This window comes from Longimicrobium sp., from assembly GCF_035474595.1.
GTDB lineage: Bacteria > Gemmatimonadota > Gemmatimonadetes > Longimicrobiales > Longimicrobiaceae > Longimicrobium.
The window spans coordinates 23118-47267 of record NZ_DATIND010000028.1; the positions used below are offsets into that span (position 1 = coordinate 23118).

At 70.3% G+C, this 24150-nt stretch carries 29 protein-coding genes; 22 read left to right on the top strand and 7 right to left on the bottom strand.

What is annotated here, in order from left to right:
* The first annotated feature begins 9 nt into the window (after positions 1-9).
* The 18 genes from VLK66_RS04985 (at position 10) to VLK66_RS05070 (ending at position 13310) form a co-directional block, all read left to right on the top strand.
* A complete protein-coding gene (locus VLK66_RS04985) occupies positions 10-210 on the top strand; it encodes a hypothetical protein (RefSeq protein ID WP_325308275.1) in 201 nt (66 codons plus the stop codon).
* Between the two features lie 113 nt (positions 211-323).
* A complete protein-coding gene (locus tag VLK66_RS04990; RefSeq protein ID WP_325308276.1) occupies positions 324-1205 on the top strand; it encodes an FRG domain-containing protein in 882 nt (293 codons plus the stop codon).
* Between the two features lie 119 nt (positions 1206-1324).
* Positions 1325-1645, top strand: a complete 321-nt coding sequence (locus VLK66_RS04995) for a hypothetical protein (protein WP_325308277.1) — start codon at positions 1325-1327, stop codon at positions 1643-1645.
* Positions 1638-2063, top strand: a complete 426-nt coding sequence (locus VLK66_RS05000; RefSeq protein ID WP_325308278.1) for a hypothetical protein — start codon at positions 1638-1640, stop codon at positions 2061-2063. Before VLK66_RS04995 ends, VLK66_RS05000 begins: the two co-directional genes overlap by 8 nt.
* A gap of 42 nt (positions 2064-2105) precedes the next feature.
* Positions 2106-2435, top strand: coding sequence for a hypothetical protein (locus tag VLK66_RS05005; protein ID WP_325308279.1), 330 nt, complete (start codon positions 2106-2108; stop codon positions 2433-2435).
* Positions 2436-2467: 32 nt separating this feature from the next.
* Complete coding sequence (locus VLK66_RS05010; RefSeq protein WP_325308280.1) at positions 2468-2860, top strand: hypothetical protein; 393 nt, start codon at positions 2468-2470, stop codon at positions 2858-2860.
* Between the two features lie 23 nt (positions 2861-2883).
* Positions 2884-3192 (top strand): hypothetical protein, encoded by a 309-nt coding sequence (locus tag VLK66_RS05015; RefSeq protein WP_325308281.1) that lies wholly within the window; start codon positions 2884-2886, stop codon positions 3190-3192.
* A 311-nt stretch (positions 3193-3503) separates the two neighbouring features.
* Entirely contained in the window at positions 3504-3638 is a 135-nt protein-coding gene (locus VLK66_RS05020; RefSeq protein ID WP_325308282.1) for a hypothetical protein, read from the top strand.
* A 229-nt stretch (positions 3639-3867) separates the two neighbouring features.
* Positions 3868-4404: a ribosome maturation factor RimP gene (gene rimP / locus VLK66_RS05025; RefSeq protein ID WP_325308283.1), complete on the top strand. Its 537-nt coding sequence runs from the start codon at positions 3868-3870 to the stop codon at positions 4402-4404.
* A gap of 4 nt (positions 4405-4408) precedes the next feature.
* The gene (gene nusA, locus VLK66_RS05030) at positions 4409-5806 is read left to right on the top strand and encodes a transcription termination factor NusA (protein ID WP_325308284.1); all 1398 of its coding nucleotides are present in this window, start codon (positions 4409-4411) and stop codon (positions 5804-5806) included.
* A gap of 29 nt (positions 5807-5835) precedes the next feature.
* Positions 5836-6186, top strand: coding sequence for a L7Ae/L30e/S12e/Gadd45 family ribosomal protein (locus tag VLK66_RS05035; protein WP_325308285.1), 351 nt, complete (start codon positions 5836-5838; stop codon positions 6184-6186).
* A gap of 25 nt (positions 6187-6211) precedes the next feature.
* A complete protein-coding gene (infB, locus tag VLK66_RS05040; protein ID WP_325308286.1) occupies positions 6212-9202 on the top strand; it encodes a translation initiation factor IF-2 in 2991 nt (996 codons plus the stop codon).
* A 99-nt stretch (positions 9203-9301) separates the two neighbouring features.
* Positions 9302-9583, top strand: coding sequence for a DUF503 domain-containing protein (locus tag VLK66_RS05045; protein WP_325308287.1), 282 nt, complete (start codon positions 9302-9304; stop codon positions 9581-9583).
* Positions 9584-9772: 189 nt separating this feature from the next.
* Complete coding sequence (gene rbfA, locus VLK66_RS05050; protein WP_325308288.1) at positions 9773-10246, top strand: 30S ribosome-binding factor RbfA; 474 nt, start codon at positions 9773-9775, stop codon at positions 10244-10246.
* Positions 10247-10318: 72 nt separating this feature from the next.
* Positions 10319-11173, top strand: a complete 855-nt coding sequence (locus VLK66_RS05055) for a hypothetical protein (protein WP_325308289.1) — start codon at positions 10319-10321, stop codon at positions 11171-11173.
* 3 nt (positions 11174-11176) lie between these two features.
* On the top strand, positions 11177-12085 hold the full coding sequence (truB, locus tag VLK66_RS05060; protein WP_325308290.1) for a tRNA pseudouridine(55) synthase TruB: 909 nt from the start codon (positions 11177-11179) through the stop codon (positions 12083-12085).
* Positions 12085-13059 carry a bifunctional riboflavin kinase/FAD synthetase gene (locus tag VLK66_RS05065; RefSeq protein ID WP_325308291.1) on the top strand — a complete coding sequence of 325 codons (975 nt, stop codon included), beginning with the start codon at positions 12085-12087 and terminating at the stop codon, positions 13057-13059. Before truB ends, VLK66_RS05065 begins: the two co-directional genes overlap by 1 nt.
* Entirely contained in the window at positions 13056-13310 is a 255-nt protein-coding gene (locus tag VLK66_RS05070; protein WP_325308292.1) for a helix-turn-helix transcriptional regulator, read from the top strand. Before VLK66_RS05065 ends, VLK66_RS05070 begins: the two co-directional genes overlap by 4 nt.
* A 39-nt stretch (positions 13311-13349) precedes the next feature.
* On the opposite strand, the gene VLK66_RS05075 is transcribed toward VLK66_RS05070, so the two are convergent.
* From VLK66_RS05075 to VLK66_RS05095, 5 genes are all read right to left on the bottom strand, one after another.
* Positions 13350-15062: an AMP-binding protein gene (locus VLK66_RS05075; RefSeq protein WP_325308293.1), complete on the bottom strand. Its 1713-nt coding sequence runs from the start codon at positions 15060-15062 to the stop codon at positions 13350-13352.
* Between the two features lie 120 nt (positions 15063-15182).
* Positions 15183-15743 carry an outer membrane beta-barrel protein gene (locus VLK66_RS05080; RefSeq protein WP_325308294.1) on the bottom strand — a complete coding sequence of 187 codons (561 nt, stop codon included), beginning with the start codon at positions 15741-15743 and terminating at the stop codon, positions 15183-15185.
* A gap of 402 nt (positions 15744-16145) precedes the next feature.
* Positions 16146-17162, bottom strand: a complete 1017-nt coding sequence (locus tag VLK66_RS05085) for a DUF2891 domain-containing protein (RefSeq protein WP_325308295.1) — start codon at positions 17160-17162, stop codon at positions 16146-16148.
* 136 nt (positions 17163-17298) lie between these two features.
* Positions 17299-18255, bottom strand: a complete 957-nt coding sequence (locus tag VLK66_RS05090; RefSeq protein ID WP_325308296.1) for a DUF979 domain-containing protein — start codon at positions 18253-18255, stop codon at positions 17299-17301.
* Positions 18252-18944 carry a DUF969 domain-containing protein gene (locus tag VLK66_RS05095; RefSeq protein ID WP_325308297.1) on the bottom strand — a complete coding sequence of 231 codons (693 nt, stop codon included), beginning with the start codon at positions 18942-18944 and terminating at the stop codon, positions 18252-18254. Before VLK66_RS05095 ends, VLK66_RS05090 begins: the two co-directional genes overlap by 4 nt.
* Positions 18945-19107: 163 nt before the next feature.
* Here VLK66_RS05095 and VLK66_RS05100 point away from each other — a divergent pair, with 163 nt between their 5' ends.
* Both VLK66_RS05100 and VLK66_RS05105 read left to right on the top strand, forming a co-directional pair.
* Positions 19108-19536, top strand: coding sequence for a putative toxin-antitoxin system toxin component, PIN family (locus VLK66_RS05100; protein ID WP_325308298.1), 429 nt, complete (start codon positions 19108-19110; stop codon positions 19534-19536).
* Positions 19533-19766, top strand: coding sequence for a ribbon-helix-helix protein, CopG family (locus VLK66_RS05105; protein WP_325308299.1), 234 nt, complete (start codon positions 19533-19535; stop codon positions 19764-19766). Before VLK66_RS05100 ends, VLK66_RS05105 begins: the two co-directional genes overlap by 4 nt.
* A 1-nt stretch (position 19767) precedes the next feature.
* Here the strand turns inward: VLK66_RS05105 and VLK66_RS05110 are convergent, their stop codons facing one another.
* On the bottom strand, positions 19768-20238 hold the full coding sequence (locus VLK66_RS05110; protein ID WP_325308300.1) for an RES family NAD+ phosphorylase: 471 nt from the start codon (positions 20236-20238) through the stop codon (positions 19768-19770).
* A gap of 134 nt (positions 20239-20372) precedes the next feature.
* The gene (locus VLK66_RS05115) at positions 20373-21011 is read right to left on the bottom strand and encodes a hypothetical protein (RefSeq protein ID WP_325308301.1); all 639 of its coding nucleotides are present in this window, start codon (positions 21009-21011) and stop codon (positions 20373-20375) included.
* Between the two features lie 260 nt (positions 21012-21271).
* On the opposite strand from VLK66_RS05115, the gene rpsO reads away from it, so the two are divergent.
* Together rpsO and VLK66_RS05125 are read left to right on the top strand one after the other, a co-directional pair.
* Positions 21272-21541: a 30S ribosomal protein S15 gene (rpsO, locus tag VLK66_RS05120; RefSeq protein ID WP_325308302.1), complete on the top strand. Its 270-nt coding sequence runs from the start codon at positions 21272-21274 to the stop codon at positions 21539-21541.
* Between the two features lie 299 nt (positions 21542-21840).
* Positions 21841-23949 carry a polyribonucleotide nucleotidyltransferase gene (locus VLK66_RS05125; protein ID WP_325308303.1) on the top strand — a complete coding sequence of 703 codons (2109 nt, stop codon included), beginning with the start codon at positions 21841-21843 and terminating at the stop codon, positions 23947-23949.
* Positions 23950-24150: the final 201 nt, after the last annotated feature.

Sequence of the window (24150 nt, forward strand, 5' to 3'; positions counted from 1 at the left end):
GGAGCTACGATGCGTGACGAATACGATTTCACGGCGGAGGACTTCAGAAAGGCGGAGCGCGGGAAGTACGCGGCCCGGTACGCCGAGGGTGTGAACATCGTGAAGATCGATGCGGATCTCGCGAAGATCTTTCCCGATTCTATCGCCGTGAATCAGGCACTGCGCGCGCTCGCGAGCGTGATTGAGGCACGCCGCAAGGACGCGGCGTAATCCTTCCCTCGCCACATCGCGTGCGGCCCTTCCCGGGGCCGCACGCTTTTTTGCTTCTCCGCCGGAACGGATCTTTCGATTCCCCATCTCCTTCCCGCACCGATGGACGGAGCATGGCGACGAAGGGATTCGACGATATCGAGGAGATCCGGGTCGAGAGCCTGGGGCAGCTGCTGGACCTGGTGACGCCCGACGAGCACGACCCGGCGAGCGGCCGGATCCGCGACACCTCGGTGTACCGCGGCTCCGGGCACGCCGAGTGGCCGCTGCTCACCAGCCTGGACCGGCTGGGCGGCACGAACCCGCCGCATACCAAGGCGCACCTGGAGGAGCACATCCTCCGCAACTTCATCCGCTATTCGCGCCCGTTCCTGGCCACGCAGCCGGCCAACGAGTGGGAGCTGCTGGTGGCCGCGCAGCACCACGGCGTGCCCACGCGGCTGCTGGACTGGAGCTACTCGCCGCTCATCGCCGCGCACTTCGCCACGCTGGCGGGGCCGGCGGACACCGACAAGGTGGTGTGGCGGCTGAACTGGCGGCACGTGCACGAGCACTTCGAGCTGCCGCCGTTCGCGTTCCTGGTGCAGGACCTGGACGCCATGCTGCACGCCCGCGGCATCCGCTCGCTCGGCGAGCTGATGGGGCGGCCGCACGTGGACGACCGGGCGCGGTTCATCTGCATGCTCGACCCGCCCGCGCTGGACGACCGCATCATCGCGCAGGCGGCCACCTTCACCATCTGCACCGACAAGACCCGCTCGTTCGAGCAGACGCTGCGCGACGAGGGGCTGGCCTGCGCCCTCACGCGCTACCTGATCCCGAAGGAGCGGGTGAACTACCTGCGCGACCAGCTGGACCTGTGCGCGCTGGACGAGCGCAAGCTCTTCCCCGACCTCGACGGCGTGGCCGCCCAGCTCCGCCGCTACTACTCCCCCTCCGGCGAAGACGCCGAATCCTCCGACCCCAGCCTCCGCCGCGCCTCGGTGGAGGATTGACGCGACACGTTGCGGCAATGTGTCCCGCCGGTGGCCGCTTTGTACGGAACTCTGTAGGGCACGTCCGGAGACGGGTTAGATTCAGGGATCAGCCACGCACCGTTCCCACGAGGGGTGACATGGTATCGATCACGCACGCCGACATCGACGAGCTCACCGACGACGAAGTCCGCATCCCCGCCGGCGGGCGGTGGATGGGGATGGACTGGGAGTGCGTCGCCCGTGCGTTCGACGGCGCGGCAGAGCAGCTGGGTTGGGACGTGGAGATCCGGTTGACGCCTGAGCGGCAGCACGCGCTGGTGCTGTTCCCGTCCGGGCAGGTCGACCTTCTCGCCGCAACGACGGACGCGTTCTACCGCCTTGTGGAGGAGCAGATCGGAGCCGAGCGCTTCATGTCGATCTGGATCGATTTCGGTTCGAAGCGGCTCTACGATGTTTGAGCCTCTCCGCTTCGTTCAGCTCGGGCAGGAGCTCGCTCGCGATGCCGCCGGATTGCAGGCGCAAGCGCGAGAGGCGCGGATTCGGAACGCGTATGGCCGGCTGTACTACGGGCTGTTCCTCTCCGTGCGGGAGGTGCTCCTCCGCCGCCATCGCCTGCCGAGCCGCAGGATCGACCACGGCAAGATTTACACGCACCTCCAGAACTCCCGTCTCGCGAACGAGGCTCGGGTTCTGGGGCGCGAGATGCAGCGGCTCTACAATCTGCGCCGGACGGCGGACTACGACCTTGCGCCACCTCCCGCGGTTCTGAAGCAGCTCGAAGACTTCGAGAATGCGCAGATCCTTGCGGCTCGTGCTCTCGCGTGGGTGCCGAGGATTCCGCACCTCGACCTCACTCCCGTGGTCCATCTGTTCTGAGGCACCGCATCAGCGGTCGCAACGGATCCGAGCGGCTTTTCAGTGTTCCTGGACGAGGACGCGATGGTATCGATCACGCACGCGGACATCGATGAGCTGACGGAGGACGAGGTCCGCATCCCCGCCGGCGGCCGGTGGATGGAGATGGACTGGGACTGCGTCGCCCGTGCCTTCCAGGCCGCCAGCGAGAAGGCCGGCTGGGACGCCGACATCGTGCTGACGCCCGAGCGGCAGCACGCGCTGGTCCTGTTTCCGCGCGAGCATGGCGATCAGGTCGCACTTACGATGGACGCGTTCTACGATGCGGTAGAGGAGCAGATCGGCGTCGAGAGGTTCATGTCGATCTGGATTGACTACGGCTTCAAAGGCTGATCTTCATGTTCGAACCGTCCGAGTTCATGGAGATGGCGCACGAGCTTGCGCGTGGAGAACTCCGTGCCGTGAGCCCGGCGGTGCGCGCGCGGACCGCCTGTGGCCGGATGTACTACGGACTGTACCTGATCGTCCGGCGCATCCTGATGGAGCGCCACGGCCTGTCGTCAAGGCAGCTGCGGCATGGACCGCTGTACAACCGGCTGCAGCACTCTTCCGTTCACGGCGCGCTCCGGAACCTCGGGCGTGACATGGAGCGTCTGTACTCGCTCCGGCAGAAGGCCGATTACGAATTGGACCCGGGTTCCGCGTGGCTGGAGGAGATCGAAACCCCCGCTCTTGCGCGGGTACACGCAACCCGAGTGGCCGACCTGGCGCGGAAAGTACCCGCGCTGGACTTCACCGAAGTAGTCTCCCTCCTCTGACGTTCAATCCGGACGAGGACTCAATGGTATCAATCACGCACGCCGACATCGACGAGCTGACCGAAGACGAGGTCCGCATCCCCGCCGGCGGGCGGTGGATGGAGATGGACTGGGAGTGCGTTGCCCGTGCCTTCCAGGCCGCCAGCGAGAAGGTCGGCTGGGACGCCGACATCGTGCTGACGCCCGAGCGGCAGCACGCGCTGGTGCGATTCCCACGCGAGCGCGCGGAGCTCGTCGGGAGCACGACGCTGGAGTTCTACTGCGAAGTCGAAAGGTGCATCGGAGTCGAGGCATTCATGTCGATCTGGATCGACTTCCTCTCCAAAGCCTAGCCACAGAGATGTTCGCGCCAACGGACTTCTTCGACCTTGCCCATGAGCTCTCGTCGACCGGGCAGAATCCGGTGACGAGTCGGCTGCGGAACGCGCGAGTGCGGACTGCGTTCGGGCGCACATACTACGGGCTCTACCTTCTGGTCCGGGCCGCGATCGCGGCCCGGCACGGCACGGCATCCCGATGCGCAGGCTCCGGCACGGCGACATCTACACGCATCTCCAGAGCTCGAAACTGCGGGTGGATGCGCGGGCGCTTGGGCGTCATCTCCAGCATCTGTACGAACTTCGCAGGCAAGCGGGATTACGAGATGGAGCCTCGCGGCGTATGGGAGGAGAAGCTCGCCGATTCGGCGCTCGCCACCATGACGGTCGCGGAGGCGCGGCGCTTCGCCAACACCATCCCCGCCCTGGACTTCACCCCCGTTGTCCACCTCTTCCGGTAGCTCCGCCGCCGCGGCCGCATAGCCGGACGGAGACTTGCATTACCCTCCACGGACGCTCCAAGGGTGCGCGGGCGGGGCGCAGGGTTGCCCCCGCGCGTGCATCCGCCTATATTTGGGCTTCGTTCGGAGGTTGACGGGCGCCCTGGGCGGACCGTCGTTCTGAAGTGGGGAGCGGTTGCCCCCGCTTTTTTTGTTGCCGTATTCACCCCGGACCTCGCGGCGCGCGCGGATGGCGGAGCCACTGAACGGCGGCCTGGCCGCCGACATCGAGCGCAGGGTGGACGAGCTGGGCTTCGAGCTGGTGGAGCTGGAGGTGGCGGGGCACCGCGCCCGGCCCATCCTCCGCGTCTACATCGACCGGCCCGACTCGGTTCCCGGGCAGCCCTCGGTGACGTTGGACGACTGCACCGGCGTGTCGCGGGCGCTGGAGCCCATGCTCGACGCCCGCGAGGACCTGTCCGACCGCTACGTGCTGGAGGTCAGCTCGCCCGGCGTGGAGCGCCCGCTGGTGCGCCCGCGCGACTGGGCCCGCTTCGCCGGCCAGCCGGTGTCGGTGCGCGGCAGGGGCACGCTGGCGGGCAAGGCGCGGCGCCTGGACGGCGAGCTGCTGGGGGTGAAGGGCGGCGAAGGCGAGGAAACGGTGGGCCTCAGGCTGGCCGGCGGCGAGGAGGTGGAGTTCCCGCTGGCCGAGGTCGAGAAGGCCAACCTGGTGTTCCGGTGGGGCGCGAAGCAGGAGCAATCGCGCGGATCATCAAAACCCGATTGAGGCCATGAACAACGCGACGCAGATCCTGGCGGCGTTCCGCGAGATGACCGCCAACAAGGCCATCTCCCGCGACGAGCTGCACGATCTGATCAAGGACGGCATCCTGGCCGCGCTGGCCAAGCGCTACGGCCCCAACGTGGAAGCCGAGATCGAGATCGACGAGGCCACCGGCGGCATCAACATCACCGTGCTGCGCGAGGTGGTGGCCGAGGTCGAGGACCCGTCGCGGCAGATCTCGCTGGAAGAGGCGCGCTGGGACGACCCGGACTTCGAGGTCGGCGACATCATGGAGGTGCCGGTCGAGTTCGCGCAGTTCGGGCGCAACGCGGTGATGGCCGCCAAGCAGCGCATTTTGCAGCGCGTGCGCGAGGGCGAGCGCCAGAAGATCCGCGACGAGTACGAGCACCGCGTGGGCGAGCTCCTGTCGGGCGAGGTGCAGCAGGTGGAGCGGGGCAAGCTGGTCGTCCTCCTCAACCGCGCCCGCGAGGCCGACGCCATCGTGCCGTGGAAGGAGCAGAACCCGCGCGAGCGCTTCCGCCAGGGCGAGACCATCCGCGCCGTGCTGAAGAAGGTGGAGGAGACGCCCAAGGGCCCGCGCCTCATCCTTTCGCGCGCCGACCCGCTCTTCGTGGCCGCGCTCTTCAAGCTCGAGGTTCCCGAGATCCAGCAGGGGATCGTGGACATCCGCGCCGTTTCCCGCGAGGTGGGCGGTCGGACCAAGCTGGCGGTCAGCAGCCGCGACGAGTCGATCGACCCCGTGGGCGCCTGCGTGGGCCTCAAGGGCTCGCGCGTCCGCGCGGTGGTGCAGGAGCTGGGCGGCGAGCGCATCGACATCGTGCCCTGGCACCCGGACCCCGAGGTGTTCGCCAAGCGCGCGCTGGCCCCGGCCAAGGTGGCCAAGGTGATCAGCGACTACGACGCGCGCACCATGACGGCCATCGTGGACGAGGACCAGCTGTCGCTGGCCATCGGCCGCAACGGGCAGAACGTGCGCCTGGCCAGCCAGCTCATCGGCTGGCAGCTGGACCTGTACGGCTCGCGCGAGTGGCTGGAGCACGGCGCCGAACGCGCGCTGTTCGGCGGCAGCGGCGACGCCGAGGAGTCGGCCGACTTCCCCGTGAGCGAGCTGGACCTGCCCCCGGCCACGCTGGCGGCGCTGCAGGCGGCAGGCTACAACACCTTCTACGACATCATCGACCTGGAGCGCGAGGACCTGATGCGCATCCCGGCGATCGGCCAGGCCGAGGCGGAGCGCATCGCCCAGCTGATCGAGGAGATGACGGTGGAAGAGGAAGAGGCGGAGCCGCAGCCCGTACCCGAGGGTGGCGGCGAGGCGGTGGAAGGCGGTGTGGAAGAGGGAGATGCGGGCGCGGAGGGGTTGACACCCGGCGGCGCGGCCTAGAACTTGGCGTACCCGGACTGATTCGCCGCATGGAGCCCGCCGGAGCCCCCACGCCGGAGCGCGCGCTGCTGGACCTGCTGGGTCTGGCGGCCCGCGCGCGGGCGTTCGTGCACGGCACCGACGCCACCCGGCACGGGGTCCGCGACGGCGAGGTCGCGGGCGTCCTCCTCGCCACGGACACATCTCCCACCCAGAGCAAGAAGCTGGTCCCGCTTCTCCAGGCGCGCGGCGTTCCGTACGCCGCCTGCCTGACCCGCGCCCAGATCGGCGCGGCGGCGGGGCTGGGCGCCATCTCGGCGCTGGGCTTCACGGACAGGAATTTCGCGCGGCGGGCCCTGGAGCTCGCCGCCGCGCTGGACAACCCGCGGGATCCGGTTTGACGAGTCACGGAGGAAAGCTTCACTGATGCGTGTATTCGAAGTCGCCAAGGAGCTGAGCGTTCCGGCTGAGGCCTTGGTGCACCTCCTGCGGGAGATGGACATTCCCGTACGCAGCCACATGTCGGAGATCACCGACGAGCATGCGGCGCGCGTGCGTACCCGGATCGAGCGCGAGATCCGCCTGGGCCACCGCGACGTGGGCGAGGCGGTGGAAGCGGCGATCGGCGAGGTGGCCAGCGCCCCGCGCCGCCGCCGCCGCAAGGCCGAGGCGGGCGCCGAGGGCGACAGCACTGCGTCGCCCACCGCCGACGCGGCCGAGGCGCTGGAGGCCGAGGCCGCCGGGGCCGCGGCCGAGCGCGGCGCCGAGCTGGTGACCACCGGCGGGCACGAGCCCACCGGCGGCACCGTGATCGTCGACACCTCCGAGCCCCCGGCCGACCTGGAGCCGGTGGCCGAGGCCGCGCCCGCAGCCCCCGCCGCCGAGGAAGCGGCGCCGGAGCCCGCGGCCGCCCCCGAGCCGGTGGCCGCCGAGCCCGAGGCCCCCGCGCCGGTGGCCGAGGCGCATCCCGAGCCGGCCCGTCCGGAGCCCGCGCGCCCCGAGCCGCCGCGTGCGGGTCCCATCTCTGCGCGCCCCGACGGCGGGCGGCAGCTGCGCCCCGAGTTCAAGCGCCCCGAGCGCCGCGGCGAGGATTTCCGCCCGGCCGCGTCGGCCACGCCCGGCGCGCCCCCGCGCGACCGCGGCCCCACGCCGCCGCCGTCGGTGCGCCCCGCGCGCCCCGGCGCGCCCGGCGAGCCGCGCCGCGAAGGCAGCGGCGGCGGCGAGCCCCCGCGCCCCGCACGCACCGGCGAGCCGCCGCGCCCCGCGCGGGCCGATGGCTTCCCGGCGCGCTCCTTCGGGCCGCCGGCGCCGGCGCGCGCCGGCTTCCCGGCCGCGGGCGGGCAGGGCGGCGCGCCCCGCCCCGCCGGTGGCCAGGGCCAGGGCGGCGGGCAGCGTCCCGCGGCCGGTGCCGGCGCCAGTGCGGGCGGCGCCGGGCGCAAGGACAAGAAGAAGGGAAAGAAGGGGAAGGGGTGGGTCGACCAGGAGGCGGTGGACCAGACCTTCCGCAAGACCATGGCGGCGATGGAGTCCGGCGGGCGCAAGAAGCGCCGCGGGCCCCAGCGCGACATGGGCGCCATCCGCGAGGAGCGGGCGCAGGCCGAGCGGGCGCGCCGCGCCGAGGAGGCCAGCACCGTCCGCGTGAACGAGTTCCTGACCGTGGCCGAGCTGGCCGAGCTCATCGACGTGCCGGCCACGCAGATCATCGGCTCCGCGTTCAAGAACCTGGGGCTGATGGTCACCATCAACCAGCGGCTGGACTTCGACCAGATCGAGCTGCTGCTGGACGAGTTCGGCTTCAAGGCGGTCCGCGAGGAGGAGTACGGCGGCGAGACCGAGGAGGAGCTCGAGCCCGACGCCGAGGAGGACCTGCGCCCGCGCCCGCCGGTGGTCACGGTGATGGGCCACGTGGACCACGGCAAGACCTCGCTGCTGGACTACATCCGCAAGACCAACGTCATCGCGGGCGAGGCGGGCGGCATCACCCAGCACATCGGCGCGTACCACGTGGCGCTGCCCGACGGGCGGGCGATCTCCTTCCTCGACACCCCCGGCCACGCGGCCTTCACCGCCATGCGTGCGCGCGGCGCCGAGGTGACCGACGTGGTCATCCTCGTCGTGGCCGCCGACGACTCGGTGATGCCGCAGACGGTGGAGGCCATCAGCCACGCCCGGAACGCGGGCGTGCCGCTCGTCGTTGCGGTCAACAAGGTGGATCTGCCCGACGCCAACCCCATGCGGGTGAAGCAGGACCTGCTGCAGCACGGGGTGGTGCTCGAGGACTTCGGCGGCGACGTGCAGAGCGCCGAGGTGTCGGCCAAGAAGGGCGACGGGATCGACGACCTGCTGGAGAAGGTGCTGCTGCAGGCCGAGTTCCGCGGGCTGCGCGCCAACCCGGCCCGCGAGGCGGTGGGCACGGTGATCGAGGCGCAGCTGGACGTGGGGAAGGGCCCCGTGGCCACGGTGCTGGTGACCAACGGCACGCTGCACGTGGGCGACCACGTGGTGGTGGGGCTGCAGCACGGCCGCGTGCGCGCCATGCTCGACGAGCGCGGGCGCCCGGTGAAGGCGGCGGGCCCGGCCATCCCCGTGCAGATCCTGGGGCTCTCGGGCGTGCCCGGGGCGGGCGACCAGATGCTGGTGATGGACGCCGAGCGCGCGACCGACGTGGCGCAGACGCGCCAGCGGCTGGACCGCGAGAAGCGGATGCGGCTGCGCAGCGGCGGCGTGAAGCTGACCGACATCGGCAAGCTGCTGGCCCGCGGCGACAACGCCACGCTGAACCTGGTGATCAAGGGCGACGTGGACGGCTCGGTGCAGGCGCTTTCGGACTCGCTGGAGCAGCTGTCGACCAACGAGGTGCGCGTGCAGGTGATCCACCGCGGCGTGGGCGCCATCAACGAGAGCGACGTGCTGCTGGCGTCGACCTCCAACGCCATCGTGGTCGGCTTCCACGTGCGCCCCACGGGCGAGGCGCGGGCGGTGGCCGAGCGCGAGGACGTGGACATCCGCCTGTACAACATCATCTACGAGGCGGTGGAAGAGGTGAAGAGCGCCATGGAGGGGCTGCTGGCGCCCGAGCAGCGCGAGGTGCTGCTGGGCACGGCGCAGGTCCGCCAGCTCTTCAAGGTGCCGCGCGTGGGCACGGTGGCCGGCTGCATGGTCACCAGCGGCGTGCTGGACCGCCGCGGCCGCATCCGCGTCATCCGCGACGCGGTGCAGGTGTACGAGGGCGAGCTGGAGAGCCTGAAGCGCTTCAAGGACGACGCGCGCGAGGTCCGCGAGGGCTTCGAGTGCGGCCTGAACATCCGCAACTTCAACGACGTGAAGGTGGGCGACGTGCTGGAGTGCTATCGCGTGGAGGAAGTGGCGCGGACGCTGGCCGGGGCCGCCGCCGACGCGGAGCGGGAAGGGCGGTAGGGAAGTGCTGAGTGCCGAGTGCTGAGTGCAAGGAGCAACAGCACTCGGCACCCGGCACGCAGACCTTCGCACTCAGCACTCGGCACTCAGCACTCTTCCATGGTCGTTGGCGTTGCGGTTTGGGAGCTGATGCTTCCCGGGTGCGAGTCGCTGAAGGACAAGCGCCAGGTGGTGAAGGGGCTCAAGGACCGGCTGCACGCGCGCTTCAACGTGTCCGCGGCCGAGACGGCGCACCAGGACGCGCACGGCCGCGCGGAGATCGCGGTCTGCGTGGTGAGCAACGACCGCAAGCACGCGCAGTCGGTGCTCCAGTCGGCAGACCGGCTGGTGGAGGAAGAGGGCCGCGCGCGGATCCTCGACTCGTACACGACATTCTACTGAACGGAACGAGGGGACAGGGAACAGGGGACAGGGGACAGCCTGCAACTGCTGGTGGCGTGGCTGACTCCGGATCCCCATCTCCCTGTCCCCCTTTCTTTTTTCGATCGATGGGGATGACGGGAACAGCGTGTGCAGCCTGGTTGCCGCCCTGTACCCAGTCCCCTGTACCCTGTCCCCTGGGGTTTGAAGATGCCGCAGTACCGACGGACCGACCGGCTGAACGAGCAGCTCCGGCAGGAGATCACCCTGCTGGTGCGCGACGAGGTGCGCGACCCGCGGGTGGGGCTGGCCACGATCACCGCGGTGCAGACCAGCCCGGAGCTGGACCACGCAAAGGTCTACTTCACCACGCTGGGCGAGGAGGACGAGCGCCAGGAGGTGCTGGCCGGCCTGCGCAGCGCAGCCCCCTTCCTCCGCCGCGAGCTGGGAAAGCGCATCCACATCCGCCGCGTTCCCGAGCTGCACTTCGAGATCGACCGCGTGCTCGAGGAGGCCCAGCGCATCGAGCGCCTGCTGCACGAGGCGCTTCCGCGCGAGGTCCCGGCGCCGGTGGACGACGAGGATGACGGCGAGACCGCCGGCGCGGATGCGGCCGATTCGCCGTCCGGTGACGACGAGACCTCCGGGGCCGGCGCCGCCGACTCGCCGCGCGCGGAAAACTGAACCATCCCTCCCGCCCGGCGCGACTCTTTCGCGCCGGGCGATCTCCATCCCCCCCCGCGACCCCTCCCGCCAATGCAGACGCCGCCCTCTCCCGCCGATCCCCCGTCGTTTCCGCAGCAGCCGTACGCGGACAGGCCGCCGCAGCGCATCGTGGTGTCGCCATCCGCCGCGCCGCCGCGCCGGTCCAGCGCGCGGGTGGTGCGCGACATCGTGCAGGCGTTCGCGCTGATCGTGGCGGCCATGTGGGGCGCGTACACCTTCATCTACCGCGAGATCGTGATCCCTGCGCGGCGGCCGGCGGCGCTGGTGGTGACGCCCACGCTGGAGGCGATCGGGCGGCGCGGCGACACGGTGCTGGCGCGCGCCACCTTCCAGATCGTGAACCGCAGCGACACCAAGGTCTACGCGCCGGCCATCTGGTACGCGGTGCGCGGGCTGAAGCTGGAGCCGGTGGCCACCGACGACAGCACCTACCTGCGCCAGAACCGCGAGAACGCGCAGCTGCCGTACGCCACCACGCGCTTCTCGCAGTTCACCGCGGTGGAGGTGATCGGGCTGGGGAAGGTGAACAGCGAGGTGGAGTACTGGTTCGAGCCGCAGCAGGAGCAGCGCGTGGAGCAGATCCTGTACATCCCCGCCGACCGCTACGATGCCGCGCAGCTCCAGGTGCAGTACCTTATCGCCAAGGACGTCCACGAGGTGAAGGAGATCCGCTGGCGCACCACCGACGAGGGCGACCTGGAGCCGCGGCTGGTGTTCGCGGCCGAGTCGCCGTACGCGGGCGCCGCCGCCGCGCTCTCCGACACCGTGCCGCGCTACGTGCGCTGGCTGCGCGCCAACCAGGGAGGAGTGAGCTACGTGACCGCCACGATGTCGCTCTGGCGCGGCGCGCCCGCCGCGGCGCCCGCTCCGCAGCCCGCGCCCTGATCCGTGGCGCGAACCAGCAGCGGCGATCCGGTGGCCGGCGGGGTGCTGCCGGTGGACAAGCCGGCGGGCCCCACCTCGCACGACGCGGTCGCGGCGGTGCGGCGCGCGCTCCGGACGCGCCAGGTGGGGCACACGGGCACGCTGGACCCGTTCGCGTCCGGCCTCCTCCTCGTCTGCGTGGGCCCGGCGACGCGCCTGGCGGAGTATCTCACGGGGATGCCGAAGACGTATCTGGCGACGATGCGCCTGGGCGTGGCGACGGATACGGACGACCTGACGGGGGATATGATCGCGTCGTCGGATGACTGGCGCTCCATCTCCCGCGAGCAGGTGGAGGCGGCGCTCGCGACGCAGGTGGGGACGATCCAGCAGCTTCCGCCGCTCTACTCCGCCAAGAAGGTGGCCGGCGAGCGGATGTACGCCGCGGCGCGGCGCGGCGAGGAGGTCGAGCGCACGCCGTCGGCGGTGACGATCTACACGATCCGGCTGACGTCGTTCGACCTTCCCGACGTGGAGTTCGAGGTGGAGTGCGGCGCGGGAACGTACATCCGCGCCATCGCGCGCGACGTGGGCGACGCGCTGGGGGTGGGCGGGCACCTGCGCACGCTCCGCCGCACGGCCGTGGGCCCGCACTCGGTCGACGGCGCCGTGCCGCTGTCGGAGCTGGGGGACGCGGAGCGCGTGGCCGCGGCGATGCTGGCGCCGCTGGAGGCGGTCGCGCAGATGCCGCGCGTCGTGGTGGACGAGGCCGGGCTCGCGCTGCTGCGCCACGGCCGCGCCGTCCCCGCATCTCCCGAAACGCCGTCCGGCGCCGCGGTCGCGCTGGCCTCCGAGGGCGGCGAGCTGCTGGCGGTGGGCGAGCGCCACGGCGACGTCGTGCGCCCCCGCAAGGTCTTCATCCCCACCGCTTGATGCAGCCCCCGCGCTACCTCTGGCCCGCGCCGTACGCCATCGACCCCGCGCTCCCGCCCGCGCTGCCGTACGACGGGCGCCCGGCCATCGTCACCGTGGGCACCTTCGACGGCGTGCACCGCGGGCACTGGGAGGTGCTGCAGGAGATCCGGCGCCGCGCGGACCGCACCGGCGGGCGCAGCATCCTGGTCACCTTCCATCCCCATCCGCTCCGTATCGTGCGGCCCGACGTGGCGCCGCCGCTGCTGACCACGCCGGGGGAGAAGCGCGAGATCCTGGCGGAGAGCGGCCTGGAGTACGTGGTCTTCCTCCCCTTCACCCGCACGCTGCAGCGGTACCCGGCGCGGCGCTTCGTGGAGGAGATCCTGCTGGGCCGCATGCACATGGACGAGCTGGTGATCGGCTACGACCACGGCTTCGGGCGCGACCGCGAGGGCTCGGTGCAGACGCTGCGGGCCATCGGGCGCGAGCTGGGCTTCGGCGTGGACGTGGTCGACGCGTTCGAGGTCGGCGGCGCCAACGTCTCGTCCAGCCGCGTCCGGCACCTGCTGGCCGAGGGCGACGTTTCCGGCGCCGTGCCGCTGCTGGGGCGCTGCTATTCCGTCGAGGGGATCGTGGTGCAGGGCGAGCGGAAGGGGCGCGAGCTGGGCTTCCCGACCGCCAACATCGAGGTGGGCGACCCCGAGAAGATGGTGCCGAAGGAAGGCATCTACGCCGTGTACGGCTGGGTGGACGGCCAGCGGCTCCCCGGGCTGCTGCACCTGGGCCCGCGCCCGACCTTCGCCGGGTTCGCGCCCACGGTGGAGCTGTGGCTGATGGACTGGAGCGGCGACCTGTACGGCCGCCGCGTGCGCGTGGAGTTCGTCCAGCGCCTCCGCGACATCCTCCCCTTCACCAGCGTAGACGCGCTGATTGCGGCGATGAAGGAAGACGCACGACGGGGGAGGCAGATTTTGGGGATGGGAGCATCATGACGCAGATCGATCTCACCCCAAGCAGCGGAAACATCTTCGCGGATCTCGGTTTTCCCGATGCCGAGGAACTCTACGCGAAGTCTTTCCTATCGATTGTGATCGCTCGCACGATCCGAGAGCGACGGCTGAGCGAGGCTGAGGTCGAGAAGATTCTCGGCACGACGCTGCCTGCGGTTCAAGAACTCATCCGGGGCAGGCTTTCTGGCTTCTCCGTCGAGCAGCTTTCTGCAGCTGCCGAAAAGCTCGGATAATGTGTGTCACGGCAGCCGCGGGCCATCTCTCCCGAAGCGCTACGCACCTGGCGGCTCCGACACGGACCGCAACTCCGCGAAGTCCTCGTACCACCACTCCCTCTCACCCCGCGCCTCACCCTGCCGCGCCGTCTCCGCGCCGCGGAGCTCTACGCGGCGGATCTTGCCGCTGATGGTTTTGGGGAGCGGGGCAAACTCCAGGCGGCGGATGCGCTTGTACGGAGCCAGGCGCTCGCGGCAGAAGCGCAGGATCTCCAGCGCCAGCTCGCGCGAGGGCTGCGCGTCGCCGCGGAGGACGACGAAGGCCTTGGGGACGGCCAGGCGCACCGGGTCCGGGCTGGGCACCACCGCGGCCTCGGCCACCAGCGGGTGCTCGATCAGCACGCTCTCCAGCTCGAACGGGCTGATGCGGTAGTCGCTGCACTTGAACACGTCGTCCGCGCGGCCCACGTAGGTGATGTAGCCGTCCGCGTCACGCTGCGCGACATCTCCCGTGCGGTAGAAGCCCTCGCGCATGGCCTCGGCCGAGCGCGCGGGGTCGTTCAGGTAGCCGGCCATCAGCGCCAGCGGCGGCGGATCGAGCCGCAGCGCGATCTCCCCCTCCTCCGCCTCGTTCCCGTCCACGTCCAGCAGCGCCACCCGGTAGCCGGGGAGCGGGCGTCCCATCGACCCGGCCTTCAGCGGCTGTCCGGGCGGATTGCCGATCTGCGCGGTCGTCTCCGTCTGTCCGTAGCCGTCGCGGATGGTGAGGCCCCACGCCTGCCGCACGCGTTCGATCACCTCCGGGTTCAGCGGCTCGCCCGCGCTGACCACCTCGCGCAGCCCCGTCTTCCAGCGCGCCAGCTCCTCGCCGATCAGCATCCGCCACACCGTCGGCGGGGCGCAGAGGGTGGTCACGCCGTGGCGCGCGACGGTGTCCAGCATCCGCGGCGCGTCGAAGCGCGCGTAGTTGTAGACGAAGATCGTGGCGCCCGCGTTCCACGGCGCGAAGACGTTGCTCCACGCGTGCTTGGCCCATCCCGGCGAGCTGATGTTGAGGTGGACGTCGCCCTCGCGGATGCCGATCCAGTACATCGTGGAGAGGTGGCCGGCCGGGTAGCTCTGGTGCGTGTGCAGCACCAGCTTGGGCTTCGACGTGGTCCCCGAGGTGAAGTACAGCAGCAGCGGATCGTCCGCCCGCGTCTCGCCATCCGGCGCGAACTCGGGCGATGCGGCGAACGCATCCTCGAAGCGCGTCCACCCGGCCGGCGCATCGCCGCCCGCGACGATGCGGGTGTAATCCCCATCGACCACGCCGAACTTGGGCGCGCCCGCGGCGTCGGTGATCACGTGGCGCACGCCGCCGCGGTCGAAGCGGTCGCGCAGGTCGTCGGCCGTGAGCTGCGTGGTGGCGGGGATGATGACGGCGCCCAGCTTGATGCACGCGAGCATCGCCTCCCAGAGCGGGGCCACGTTCGGCAGCATCAGCAGCACCCGGTCGCCGCGGCGGACGCCGTTATCGCGCAGGAAGTTGGCAGCGCGGTTGGAGCGCTCCGCCATCTCCGCGAAGGTGTACCGCACCTCGCCGCCGCCGTCGTCCACGATCCACAGCGCCGTAGCGCCGTTGCCCGCCGCGTATGCGTCGAACCAGTCCAGCGCCCAGTTGAACCGGTCCAGCTCCGGCCAGCGGAAGTCGCGGTACGCCGTGTCGTAGTCCTCGCGGTGGCGGAGGAGGAAGCCGCGCGCGGCGCGGAACGCCTCGGGTGCGGTCATGGGCGTCTCGGGTGGATGGAGATGGACTGCGTGCTGCGCTGGACACGAAAGCTACGGCGCCCGCCCCGATGCGAAAGCGGGGCGGGCGCCGTTCCCGTGATGCGGGGCTCGCGCCGCGGCTCAGATACGGATGCGGACGCCGATGTCTGCTCGGATGTAGCTCGCGGTCTGGTCTTCGTCCGTGTTCGTGTCGTACGTGTGGCGCACGTAGGTGAAGCCGGGCGCGAGCGAGACGCGTCCCAGCGACAGGGCCACGCCGGCGTTGATCTGGAACCCGGGGCTGGAATCGCTGAAGTCCTGCGCTCCCGCGCCGGTCAGCTCCAGCCGGTTCCATACGAGTCCAGCCCTCACGTACGGATCGAGCGGAACGTCCGGCGTGGGGATGTCCAGGCGCAGCCCGACCTCGGGCCCGGTCTCGGTGTAGTGGCCGGCACCGGGCCGCCCGAACCGCGTGTAGTAGTATCCGGCGTAGATCCCCAGCGTCGGGATGACGTACGCCGTGACGTTGCCGTTCAGCGTGACGCCCGTGTTCGCCACGTCGTTGAAGTCGCCGGTGGGAAACGCGGCCCCGACGCGAGCCTCGACCGCGAAGGGCGTAACGTGCGGGATCTGCGCCCGCGCGGGTCCGGAAAGCACGGCCGTGGCCGCTACAGCGAACAGCCCGGCGATGAGCTTGTTCATCGTTCCTCCCGGAATTTTCGGGGGTGGATGGATGCGGCCGTGGCGTGAATGGCGCGGGTCAGGGCGACGGGAGATGAGCCGCGGTTCGGGGATGGAGATGCAAGAAGGGAACGCGCCCGTTCCGCGCGCGGATGCGCGGAATTCCGAAGACAACGCCGCCGTGCGGGTCGCCACCTGTGGGGATGCCGCAACACATCGGGGTGTATGATACCGGCTCTGGCAATCACCTGTGCATTACAAACGTACAGAGAGACGTCATCCTGAGGCCGGCCACACCGTCATCGCCCCGCACGAGCGGTTGCAGGCCGAAGGATCTATGGGCGAGGTCGCACGTGCGCTGCCGGACCGCACGATCGATCTCGATTTCGGTGTGAGGCACGGTGTAATCGCCTCGAACTCTCCTCACGCCTCCAGGGCCAGCAGCGCGAAGGTGGCCAGCCAGTGCTCGCCCATGTAGTCGCCGGCGACGTGGGGCAGGCTGGCGGCGAGGTGCGCGTCCGCGGCGGCTTCGGCGCGGGCGCGGCGCGGGTCGCTCGCGGGCCAGGTGCGCGCGAGCGAGCGCCAGCACCAGGCGCGGCTCAGGTTCACCCCGTCCAGATGGGCGATCTTGCCGTCGCTGCGGTCGCTCACGGTCGCGGGGCGGAAGAGCGTCGCCGGCTCGTCGCGGGCAATGCGGGGGAGGAAGCGGTCCATCCACGGCGCGAACTCGCCGGGCGGCAGGATGCGGCGCATGCACTCCGCCTCCATCAGCGCGGAGGAGAGAAAGTCGTCGCCGCTGGGCTCCCACGCCTGGCAATCCTCATCTCCCCCGTACCAGGCCACCGCGCGGTCGCGAAGCATCTCCCGAAGATCCCCATCCCCCGTCCCATCCCCATATTCCAGCGCCAGAGCGACAGCGAACGCGGTGTTGTAGTGCGTGCCGACGCGAACGGGATACGTCGCCTTCGGCAGGAAGTCGCGGAAGCGCTGCGCGAACGCCTCCGCCAGCGGCGCGAGCGCTTCCGATCTGCGCCGCCCCGCGTCGCTTGCGTCGCGCGCGAGCTCGGCGGCGAGCATCAGCAGCCACGCCCAGCCGTACGGGCGCTCGAAGCCCTTCCGCAGTGGATCTTCGTGGAGATACGACACTTCGGCGGCGACCAGCTCCGGCGTGAGCTGCGCGTCCAGCAGCGCGGCGATGCGCGGCGCCTCGGGGAGATCGGGGAAGCGGCGGAGCAGGCGCGCGAGCAGCCAGCAGCCGTGCACGCACGAATGCCAGTCGAAGCTGCCGTAGAAGACGGGATGCAGCTCGCGCGGGCCGCGCACGTCGCCGGGTCCGCGCATCACGTGGTCGAGCTTGTTGGGGTACTCGCGCGTGACGTGCGCCAGCGCGAGGCCGGCGAACTTCGACGCGATCTCGGGGGTGAGGGTGAAGCCGCTCATCGGACCCGGCGTGCACCGGCGACTGAAGTCGCAGCAACAACTACGGGAAGCCTCGCGAACTGCGCGAGGCTGCTGGGCATGCTCCGGAGCGCTTCGTCTGCTACGGTGGATGGGCGGACGCTGGAGAGCTTCGGCATCATCGGCGGAAGGCGAGGAAGTAGATGAGGAGCGTGTTGACGGCAAGCAGGATGAGCGCCGTCGGCACCTGCACGCGGATGACCGACTTCTCGTCCGGCAGCTCCAGCAGGGCGACGGGGACGATGTTGAAGTTGGCGGCCATCGGCGTCATCAGCGTGCCGCAGAACCCCGCCAGCATCCCGATCGCCGACACCACCGCCGGGTCGCCGCCGAAGCGCCCGACGATGAGCGGAAGCCCGATCCCCGCCGCCATCACCGGGAACGCGGCGAAGGCGTTCCCCATCAGCATGGTGAACAGCGCCATCCCCAGCGCGTAGACGACCACGGCCGCGAACGGCGTGGTCAGCGGGATCCACCGCGTCGTCACCTCGCTGACCACCTTCCCCACGCCGGCCAGCGCGAAGAGCGCGCCGAGCGCCGCCAGCATCTGCGGCAGCACCGCCGCCCAGCCCACGGTGTCCATCAGCCGCCGCGCCTCGCGGACCGGCGTCGCCGCGCGCGGCCGCAGCAGCGCCACCGCGGCGGCCAGCGCCACCAGCGTGGCGATGCCGAGCGAGATCACCGTCACCTGCTTGGGGTCGACCAGCGGCGTGCCGCGCAGCGTCGCCTTCTTCAGCGTCAGCGTGCCCAGCAGCGCCAGCCCGGGAATCAGCAGCGCGGGGATGTACAGCCGGTTCCGCAGCCGCCCCGCGCTCTCCACCCGCTCGGCCTGCGTGGTGGTGTCCGGATCGCCCTTCCCCAGACCGCCGAACCCCGCCACCGCCGCCATCGCGATCACCATCGCGCCGCTCGCCAGGTGCGGAAGGTAGCTGCCGAAGAGGAAGGTGACGGCGTACATCCCCCAGAACGCCGTGTTCTTCCAGCGCTTGCGGTTCGTGCGGTCGCGCGCGGAGACCAGCGTGATGCCGGCCAGCAGCAGCCCCATCAGCACGTAGATGAACTCGAGGGTGATCATCGCTCCTCCGCCCGCGCGGCCTCGACCTGCGCGGCCAGCCGCCGGTCGAGCAGGAGCAGCCGCGCGCCGTGCACCAGGAACGCGGCGATGGCGGTGGGGATGGCCCACAGCGCCAGGTGGATGGGCTCGATGGTGATGCCGTTCTGCTCCAGGAACCCGCGGATCAGCAGGATGGAGCCGATGGCGATGAAGATGTCCTCGCCGAAGAAGAGGCCCACGTTGTCGGTGGCCGCCGCGTAGGCGCGGATGCGCTCGCGCACGGTGAGCGGGAGGTCGCCGTGCTTCGTCTCCGCCGCGGCCTCGGCCATCGGCGCGATCAGCGGCCGCACCATCTGCGCGTGCCCGCCCAGCGAGGTAAGCCCCAGCGCCGCCGTGATCTGCCGCACGGCCAGGTAGGAGAGGAGCACGCGCCCGGTGGTCGCCGCGTGGACGCGGGAGACGAGCTCGCGGGTGCGCTCCTGCAGCCCGTAGCGCTCCAGCAGCCCGATCACCGGCAGCACCAGCCAGACGATGGCCACGTAGCGGTTCTCGATGAACGACTTCCCGAACGCCTCCACCACGGCGACGAGGTCGAGTCCCCCCGCCAGCCCGGTGGCGATCCCCGCCACCGTCACCACCAGCAGCGGGTTCAGCCGCAGCACGAACCCGACGATCACGATCACCACGCCGACGAGAACGAACCAGTGCATGGGCGGTAGCGGGGAAGGAAGGGAGTGGATGTGAGGCGGCGATTCCCCAGATGGCGGGCCTCAGCCGCCACCGCAAGTTACCGGTGCACGACCGGCGGCGCACGGCGGATAGGCACCGTTGGTAACCGCTTCCGGCGCGGCAGTCTCAGTTTTAGCGTGGCGAATGACTCCGCTCGACGTCGTGCTCGATACGAACGTGATCATCTCCGGTTTGCGGTCTGACGCTGGGGCTTCGTTCATGGTGCTGCGCCTTCTCGGCGATCCGAGGATGCGCGTGCACCTCTCCGTACCGCTGGTGTACGAATACGAAGAGGTCGCGAAACGCCCGTGGATAGGCGTGCCCTTCTCGCACGAGGAAATCGACGACTTCCTGGATTCGCTCTGCGCGGTTGGGCGCCACCACGAGATCTACTATGTTTGGCGGCCGCAGCTGCCCGATCCAGATGACGAGCTTGTGCTGGAAGCTGCGATCGCCGGTGGGTGCCGGTACATCCTTACGCACAACGTGAGAGACTTCGCCGGCGCCGAACGGTTCGGAGTCCGCGCGATCCCGCCTGGGCAGTTCCTGCGCATTCTTGGAGAGGTGCCATGAGTACGGTCAGCGTCCACCTGCCGGATGCGGTGCACGAAAAGATCAAGGAACTGGCGGACAGGGAAGGGGTTTCCGTCGACCAGTTCCTCGCAGCCGCCGCGGAGCGGCTGGCATCCGGGCCCGGGGTGGAGTACCTCGAGCGGCGTGCGGCACGTGGCAGCATGGAGAAGCTGCACGGCATTCTAGACCGCGTGCCGCATGTGCCGCCCGACCCGGGCGACGAGCTCTAGTTCAGCTGCGCGGATCGAAGCTCACGCGGTAGCGCCACAGCAGCCGCGGCAGCAGCACGCCAGAGAGCACTCGCTCGCTCCGCTCGTGGTAGATGGCGTTCGAAGCGCGGTCGAAGAGAGCGAGGCAGAGCTCGTCGTCGTCATGCCGGGACTTGTAGAGGATGCCGTCCGGGGCCGAAGGATGCGACCAGATGGCGAGCGACCATGCACGGGCGACATCGTAGGTAGGTCCGTGGCTTACCTCGGCCGTCGCGCCGGGCCGTGCCAGCCCGGGGCCGTAGAGGCGCACGACGGAAAGCGCCCGGCGATTCTTCAGGACGGTGAGTGCACGCGAACCGAGCAGGGTGCGGTCCACCATCCGGCGGCCGGGATTGCGCAGGAACGTTTCCGCGAAGCCCGCTTCGGGCGACAGGCCGACGTAGCAGACGCGGAACTCGCCCGCCGGCGCGTCGAAGCGGCTGCGCGGCGCCACCCCCGGCGCGGGTCCGAACCAGATCGGGTCGCGCCGGTCGTCGTGTATGCGCCATAGCGGCGTTGCCTCCGGAATCGCCCTGAGCGGCAGCCGGCGGGAGTGGAGGTCGGACGGGGCAGCGGGAGCGCCCGGTGTCACTCGTCCGCGTCCGCCGGCCCGCCCTGTTCGCCGAACATGGAGGCGACGAGAACCGCCGCCTCCGCGTCTCCGCGCCGCAATGCATCGAGCGGGGAGATCCCGCCGATCTCCTCCGCGGGAGTGAGCAGCACGTCGAGCCGAGTCCACCCGCCGCTGGGCGGGCACGCGGCCAGGAACCGGTCGATCCCGGCGATCACCCCGTCGTCGGTGAACTGGCAGACGGGGTACAGGTAATCGCCGTGGCCGCTCTGCAGCGCGAGCAGCTTGCCGGCCCGCCTCCGCTTGTCCACCCCCTGCCGCGTCATCTTCAGGTGAGCGGCCACGCGGGTGCTGCTCCAGCCTCCCCCCGCATCGCGAAGCAGCTCCTGCTTGGCCTCGGCTCCGCGCGCGATCGCCTCGGCCAGCGGGTCGACGCTCTGCAGCTCGATCCCGAGCGGGGCCATGTCCGACAGCAGGCGCGCGAGCCCGCCCACGTCGGACGGAGCCTCGAGCGCGGCCGCGATGGTCTCGTCGGACGCCTGGTCGGCCAGTCGTTCGATCAGCGCTTCCGTGCGGCGCCGGAAGATCGACCGCAGGTCCGGTTCCGGCGGCCGGGCCGCGGCGCGGCGGGCGGGGGAACGTGCGATGCGGGCCATGGATCTCCATCGTGCTGGTTTACCGTGTCCAATCTAGGTGGGATTGTGCACGAGAGCAACCGATCCGTGGCAGCCGCGGGATTTCGCAGGATTGCGAGGCGGGCCGGGGCAGGGAAGCCGCTCGCCGGGTTGTGTGATCGTCCGCATGCTGTTACTTTCCACGGCTTGCAAGTTGTTTGATCCGCATGAAGTTTCTTCCCGAGATTTCAACGGGTCGGTAACTCCCTGACCAGCAACTGACTCTTCAGGAGGTCCGATCGATGGCGATGACCGCCGAGAACCGGAACGAGATCATCACGAAGTACCAGATGCACGAGGGCGACCGCGGCTCCGCCAAGGTGCAGGTGGCGCTCCTCACCGCGCGCATCAACGGCCTTACCGGGCACTTCCGCGCGCACAAGAAGGACCATCACTCGCGCCGCGGCCTGCTGAAGATGGTGGGCCAGCGCCGGCGCCTGCTGGACTACCTGCGCCGCAACGACCTGGAGGGCTACCGCGCCCTCATCGCCGACCTGGGGCTGCGCCACTGATCGGAAAGCGGATGCGGGCGGGAAGCGGTTCGGCCGCGAATTCGGCCACGGCGCGACGGATCGCGCCGGGCCTTCGCGTCGCCACGACCCGGCCGCGGCGGGAACGGATGTAGACGGACGGCGGCGGGGCCGCACGGGCATGGACCGTGCGGCCCCTTCGCGCGTTTTCGCGCCCGCACGAAAAGCGCGCGGAAGCGGCAGGAGCAAAGACGAAAAACAATCGCGGGGTCCGCGTCTCGGGGGAGCGCGGACACCCTTCGCGGCCCTCCCCCGGCAACCAAAGAGAACGGAATTCGGAAATGGCAAAGCTGGTTCGGCAGTTCGCGGGTCGCCCGCTCACCATCGAGACGGGGAAGATGGCCCGTCAGGCCGACGGGAGCTGCACCGTGATGTTCGGCGAGACGATGGTGCTTTGCGCCGCGACCGCCCAGGACAACCCCACGCACCTCCCCTTCTTCCCCCTGACCGTCGAGTACCGCGAGCGCACCTACGCCGCGGGCAAGTTCCCCGGCGGCTTCATCAAGCGCGAGGGGCGCCCGTCGGACAAGGAGATCCTGTCGGCGCGCCTGGTGGACCGGCCGCTGCGGCCGCTCTTCCCCGACGGCTTCGCCAACGAGACGCAGGTCTTCGTCACCGTCGTCAGCGCCGACCAGGAGAACGACGCCGACGTGCTGGGGATCACCGGCGCCAGCATGTCGCTGATGCTGTCGCGCATCCCCTTCGCCGGCCCGATCGCGGCCGTGCGCATCGGCCGCATCCAGGGGCAGTGGGTGCTGAACCCCACCTTCCAGCAGCTGGAGTACAGCGAGGTCGACATCATCGTGGCCGGCAGCGAGGACGCCATCATGATGGTGGAGGGCGGCGCGCTGGAGGTTTCCGAGGCCGACATCGCCGAGGGGCTGTCGGTTGCCCACGCGGGGATCAGGGAGCTGGTGCAGATCCAGCGCGACGTGATGGCGCAGGTCGAGATCCCGGCGCCGATGGAGTGGACGCCCAAGCAGGTGGACCCGGCGTTCCGCGCCCGCGTGGAGGAGATCGCCGGCGACCGCGTGCGCCAGGCGCTGCGCGTCGGCGACAAGCAGGAGCGCAACGACGCCGTGCGGCAGGCCAAGGCCGACGTCATCGCCCAGCTGGGCGAGGAGTTCGAGACGGCCGACAAGGACACCGGCGAGGTGATCAAGGACATCGAGAAGCGCGCGATGCGCGAGATGATCCTGGCCGAGGGCGTGCGCAGCGACGGGCGCGACACCGACACGGTGCGCCCCATCACCATCGAGGTGGGCGTCCTGCCGCGCACGCACGGCTCGGCGCTCTTCACCCGCGGGCAGACGCAGGCGCTGGGCACGGCCACGCTGGGCACGCAGGACGACGTGCAGAACTACGACACCATCGACTTCGCGCAGCAGCAGAACAAGTCGTTCATGCTGCACTACAACTTCCCGCCGTACTCCACCGGCGAGGTGCGGCCGGTGCGCGGCACCAGCCGCCGCGAGATCGGGCACGGGGCGCTGGCCGAGCGGGCGCTGGAGCCCATGCTGCCGCCGTTCGAGGAGTTCCCGTACACGCTGCGCGTGGTGAGTGACGTGCTGGAGAGCAACGGCAGCTCGTCGATGGCCTCGGTGTGCGCCGGCAGCCTGGCGCTGTTCGACGCCGCGGTGCCGATGCGCGCGCACGTGGCGGGCGTGGCCATGGGGCTGATCAAGGAGGGCGACCGCGTCGCCGTCCTGACGGACATCCTGGGCTCCGAGGACGCGCTGGGCGATATGGACTTCAAGGTGGCCGGCACCCGCGAGGGCGTGACCTCGATCCAGATGGACATCAAGATCGCGGGGCTGACCCTGGAGATCATGCGCGAGGCGCTGGAGAAGGCGCACCGCGCGCGGCTGCACATCCTGGGGCTGATGGAAGAGGCGCTGCCGGAGCCGCGCAAGGAGCTCAGTCAGTACGCGCCGCGCATCATCACCATGAAGATCAACCCCGCCAAGATCGGCGAGGTGATCGGGCCCAAGGGGAAGACGATCCGCGGGCTGCAGGAGGCCACGGGCGCCAGCATCAACATCGACGACGACGGGACCATCACCATCGCCAGCGTGAACGGCGAGGGGGGCGAGCGGGCCCGGCGGATGATCGCGGGGATGGTGGAGGAGCCCGAGGTGGGCCGCATCTACGAGGGGGTGGTGAAGAGCACCACCGCGTTCGGCGCGTTCGTGGAGATCACGCCGGGGACCGAGGGGCTGCTGCACATCTCCGAGATCCAGGACGCCCGCGTGGACAAGACCGAGGACGTGGTGAAGAAGGGCGACACCGTGCAGGTGAAGCTCCTTTCCATCGACGAGAAGGGGCGCCTGCGCCTGTCGCGCAAGGCCGCGCTGAAGGAGCTGGCGGAGCAGGGCCAGCCCGCGAGCTGAGCCCTCGGCTCGGCTGGTACGAGGCTCGACGACGAAGCCCCTCTCCCGCCTCGGCGGGAGAGGGGCTTCGTCCTTTTCTGCGCAGTGGATGAAGCGTCGTTATCGGAGTGAACAAAGGTGGACGAGGAGCTTGTGTTTCCCAAGGGGTTCAATCAGTTTAGAGCCTTTCGGGACACTCGCGGCCCCGAAGACGGGGCAAGT

Excerpts from the sequence above, each read along its gene's own strand:
- VLK66_RS04985 (WP_325308275.1), top strand. The coding sequence starts at position 10 with ATGCGTGACGAATACGATTTCACGGCGGAGGACTTCAGAAAGGCGGAG.
- VLK66_RS04990 (WP_325308276.1), top strand. The coding sequence starts at position 324 with ATGGCGACGAAGGGATTCGACGATATCGAGGAGATCCGGGTCGAGAGC.
- VLK66_RS04995 (WP_325308277.1), top strand. The coding sequence starts at position 1,325 with ATGGTATCGATCACGCACGCCGACATCGACGAGCTCACCGACGACGAA.
- VLK66_RS05000 (WP_325308278.1), top strand. The coding sequence starts at position 1,638 with ATGTTTGAGCCTCTCCGCTTCGTTCAGCTCGGGCAGGAGCTCGCTCGC.
- VLK66_RS05010 (WP_325308280.1), top strand. The coding sequence starts at position 2,468 with ATGGCGCACGAGCTTGCGCGTGGAGAACTCCGTGCCGTGAGCCCGGCG.
- VLK66_RS05015 (WP_325308281.1), top strand. The coding sequence starts at position 2,884 with ATGGTATCAATCACGCACGCCGACATCGACGAGCTGACCGAAGACGAG.
- VLK66_RS05020 (WP_325308282.1), top strand. The coding sequence starts at position 3,504 with ATGGAGCCTCGCGGCGTATGGGAGGAGAAGCTCGCCGATTCGGCGCTC.
- rimP (WP_325308283.1), top strand. The coding sequence starts at position 3,868 with ATGGCGGAGCCACTGAACGGCGGCCTGGCCGCCGACATCGAGCGCAGG.
- nusA (WP_325308284.1), top strand. The coding sequence starts at position 4,409 with ATGAACAACGCGACGCAGATCCTGGCGGCGTTCCGCGAGATGACCGCC.
- VLK66_RS05035 (WP_325308285.1), top strand. The coding sequence starts at position 5,836 with ATGGAGCCCGCCGGAGCCCCCACGCCGGAGCGCGCGCTGCTGGACCTG.
- infB (WP_325308286.1), top strand. The coding sequence starts at position 6,212 with ATGCGTGTATTCGAAGTCGCCAAGGAGCTGAGCGTTCCGGCTGAGGCC.
- VLK66_RS05045 (WP_325308287.1), top strand. The coding sequence starts at position 9,302 with ATGGTCGTTGGCGTTGCGGTTTGGGAGCTGATGCTTCCCGGGTGCGAG.
- rbfA (WP_325308288.1), top strand. The coding sequence starts at position 9,773 with ATGCCGCAGTACCGACGGACCGACCGGCTGAACGAGCAGCTCCGGCAG.
- VLK66_RS05055 (WP_325308289.1), top strand. The coding sequence starts at position 10,319 with ATGCAGACGCCGCCCTCTCCCGCCGATCCCCCGTCGTTTCCGCAGCAG.
- VLK66_RS05065 (WP_325308291.1), top strand. The coding sequence starts at position 12,085 with ATGCAGCCCCCGCGCTACCTCTGGCCCGCGCCGTACGCCATCGACCCC.
- VLK66_RS05070 (WP_325308292.1), top strand. The coding sequence starts at position 13,056 with ATGACGCAGATCGATCTCACCCCAAGCAGCGGAAACATCTTCGCGGAT.
- VLK66_RS05075 (WP_325308293.1), bottom strand. The coding sequence starts at position 15,062 with ATGACCGCACCCGAGGCGTTCCGCGCCGCGCGCGGCTTCCTCCTCCGC.
- VLK66_RS05080 (WP_325308294.1), bottom strand. The coding sequence starts at position 15,743 with ATGAACAAGCTCATCGCCGGGCTGTTCGCTGTAGCGGCCACGGCCGTG.
- VLK66_RS05085 (WP_325308295.1), bottom strand. The coding sequence starts at position 17,162 with ATGAGCGGCTTCACCCTCACCCCCGAGATCGCGTCGAAGTTCGCCGGC.
- VLK66_RS05090 (WP_325308296.1), bottom strand. The coding sequence starts at position 18,255 with ATGATCACCCTCGAGTTCATCTACGTGCTGATGGGGCTGCTGCTGGCC.
- VLK66_RS05095 (WP_325308297.1), bottom strand. The coding sequence starts at position 18,944 with ATGCACTGGTTCGTTCTCGTCGGCGTGGTGATCGTGATCGTCGGGTTC.
- VLK66_RS05100 (WP_325308298.1), top strand. The coding sequence starts at position 19,108 with ATGACTCCGCTCGACGTCGTGCTCGATACGAACGTGATCATCTCCGGT.
- VLK66_RS05105 (WP_325308299.1), top strand. The coding sequence starts at position 19,533 with ATGAGTACGGTCAGCGTCCACCTGCCGGATGCGGTGCACGAAAAGATC.
- VLK66_RS05115 (WP_325308301.1), bottom strand. The coding sequence starts at position 21,011 with ATGGCCCGCATCGCACGTTCCCCCGCCCGCCGCGCCGCGGCCCGGCCG.
- rpsO (WP_325308302.1), top strand. The coding sequence starts at position 21,272 with ATGGCGATGACCGCCGAGAACCGGAACGAGATCATCACGAAGTACCAG.
- VLK66_RS05125 (WP_325308303.1), top strand. The coding sequence starts at position 21,841 with ATGGCAAAGCTGGTTCGGCAGTTCGCGGGTCGCCCGCTCACCATCGAG.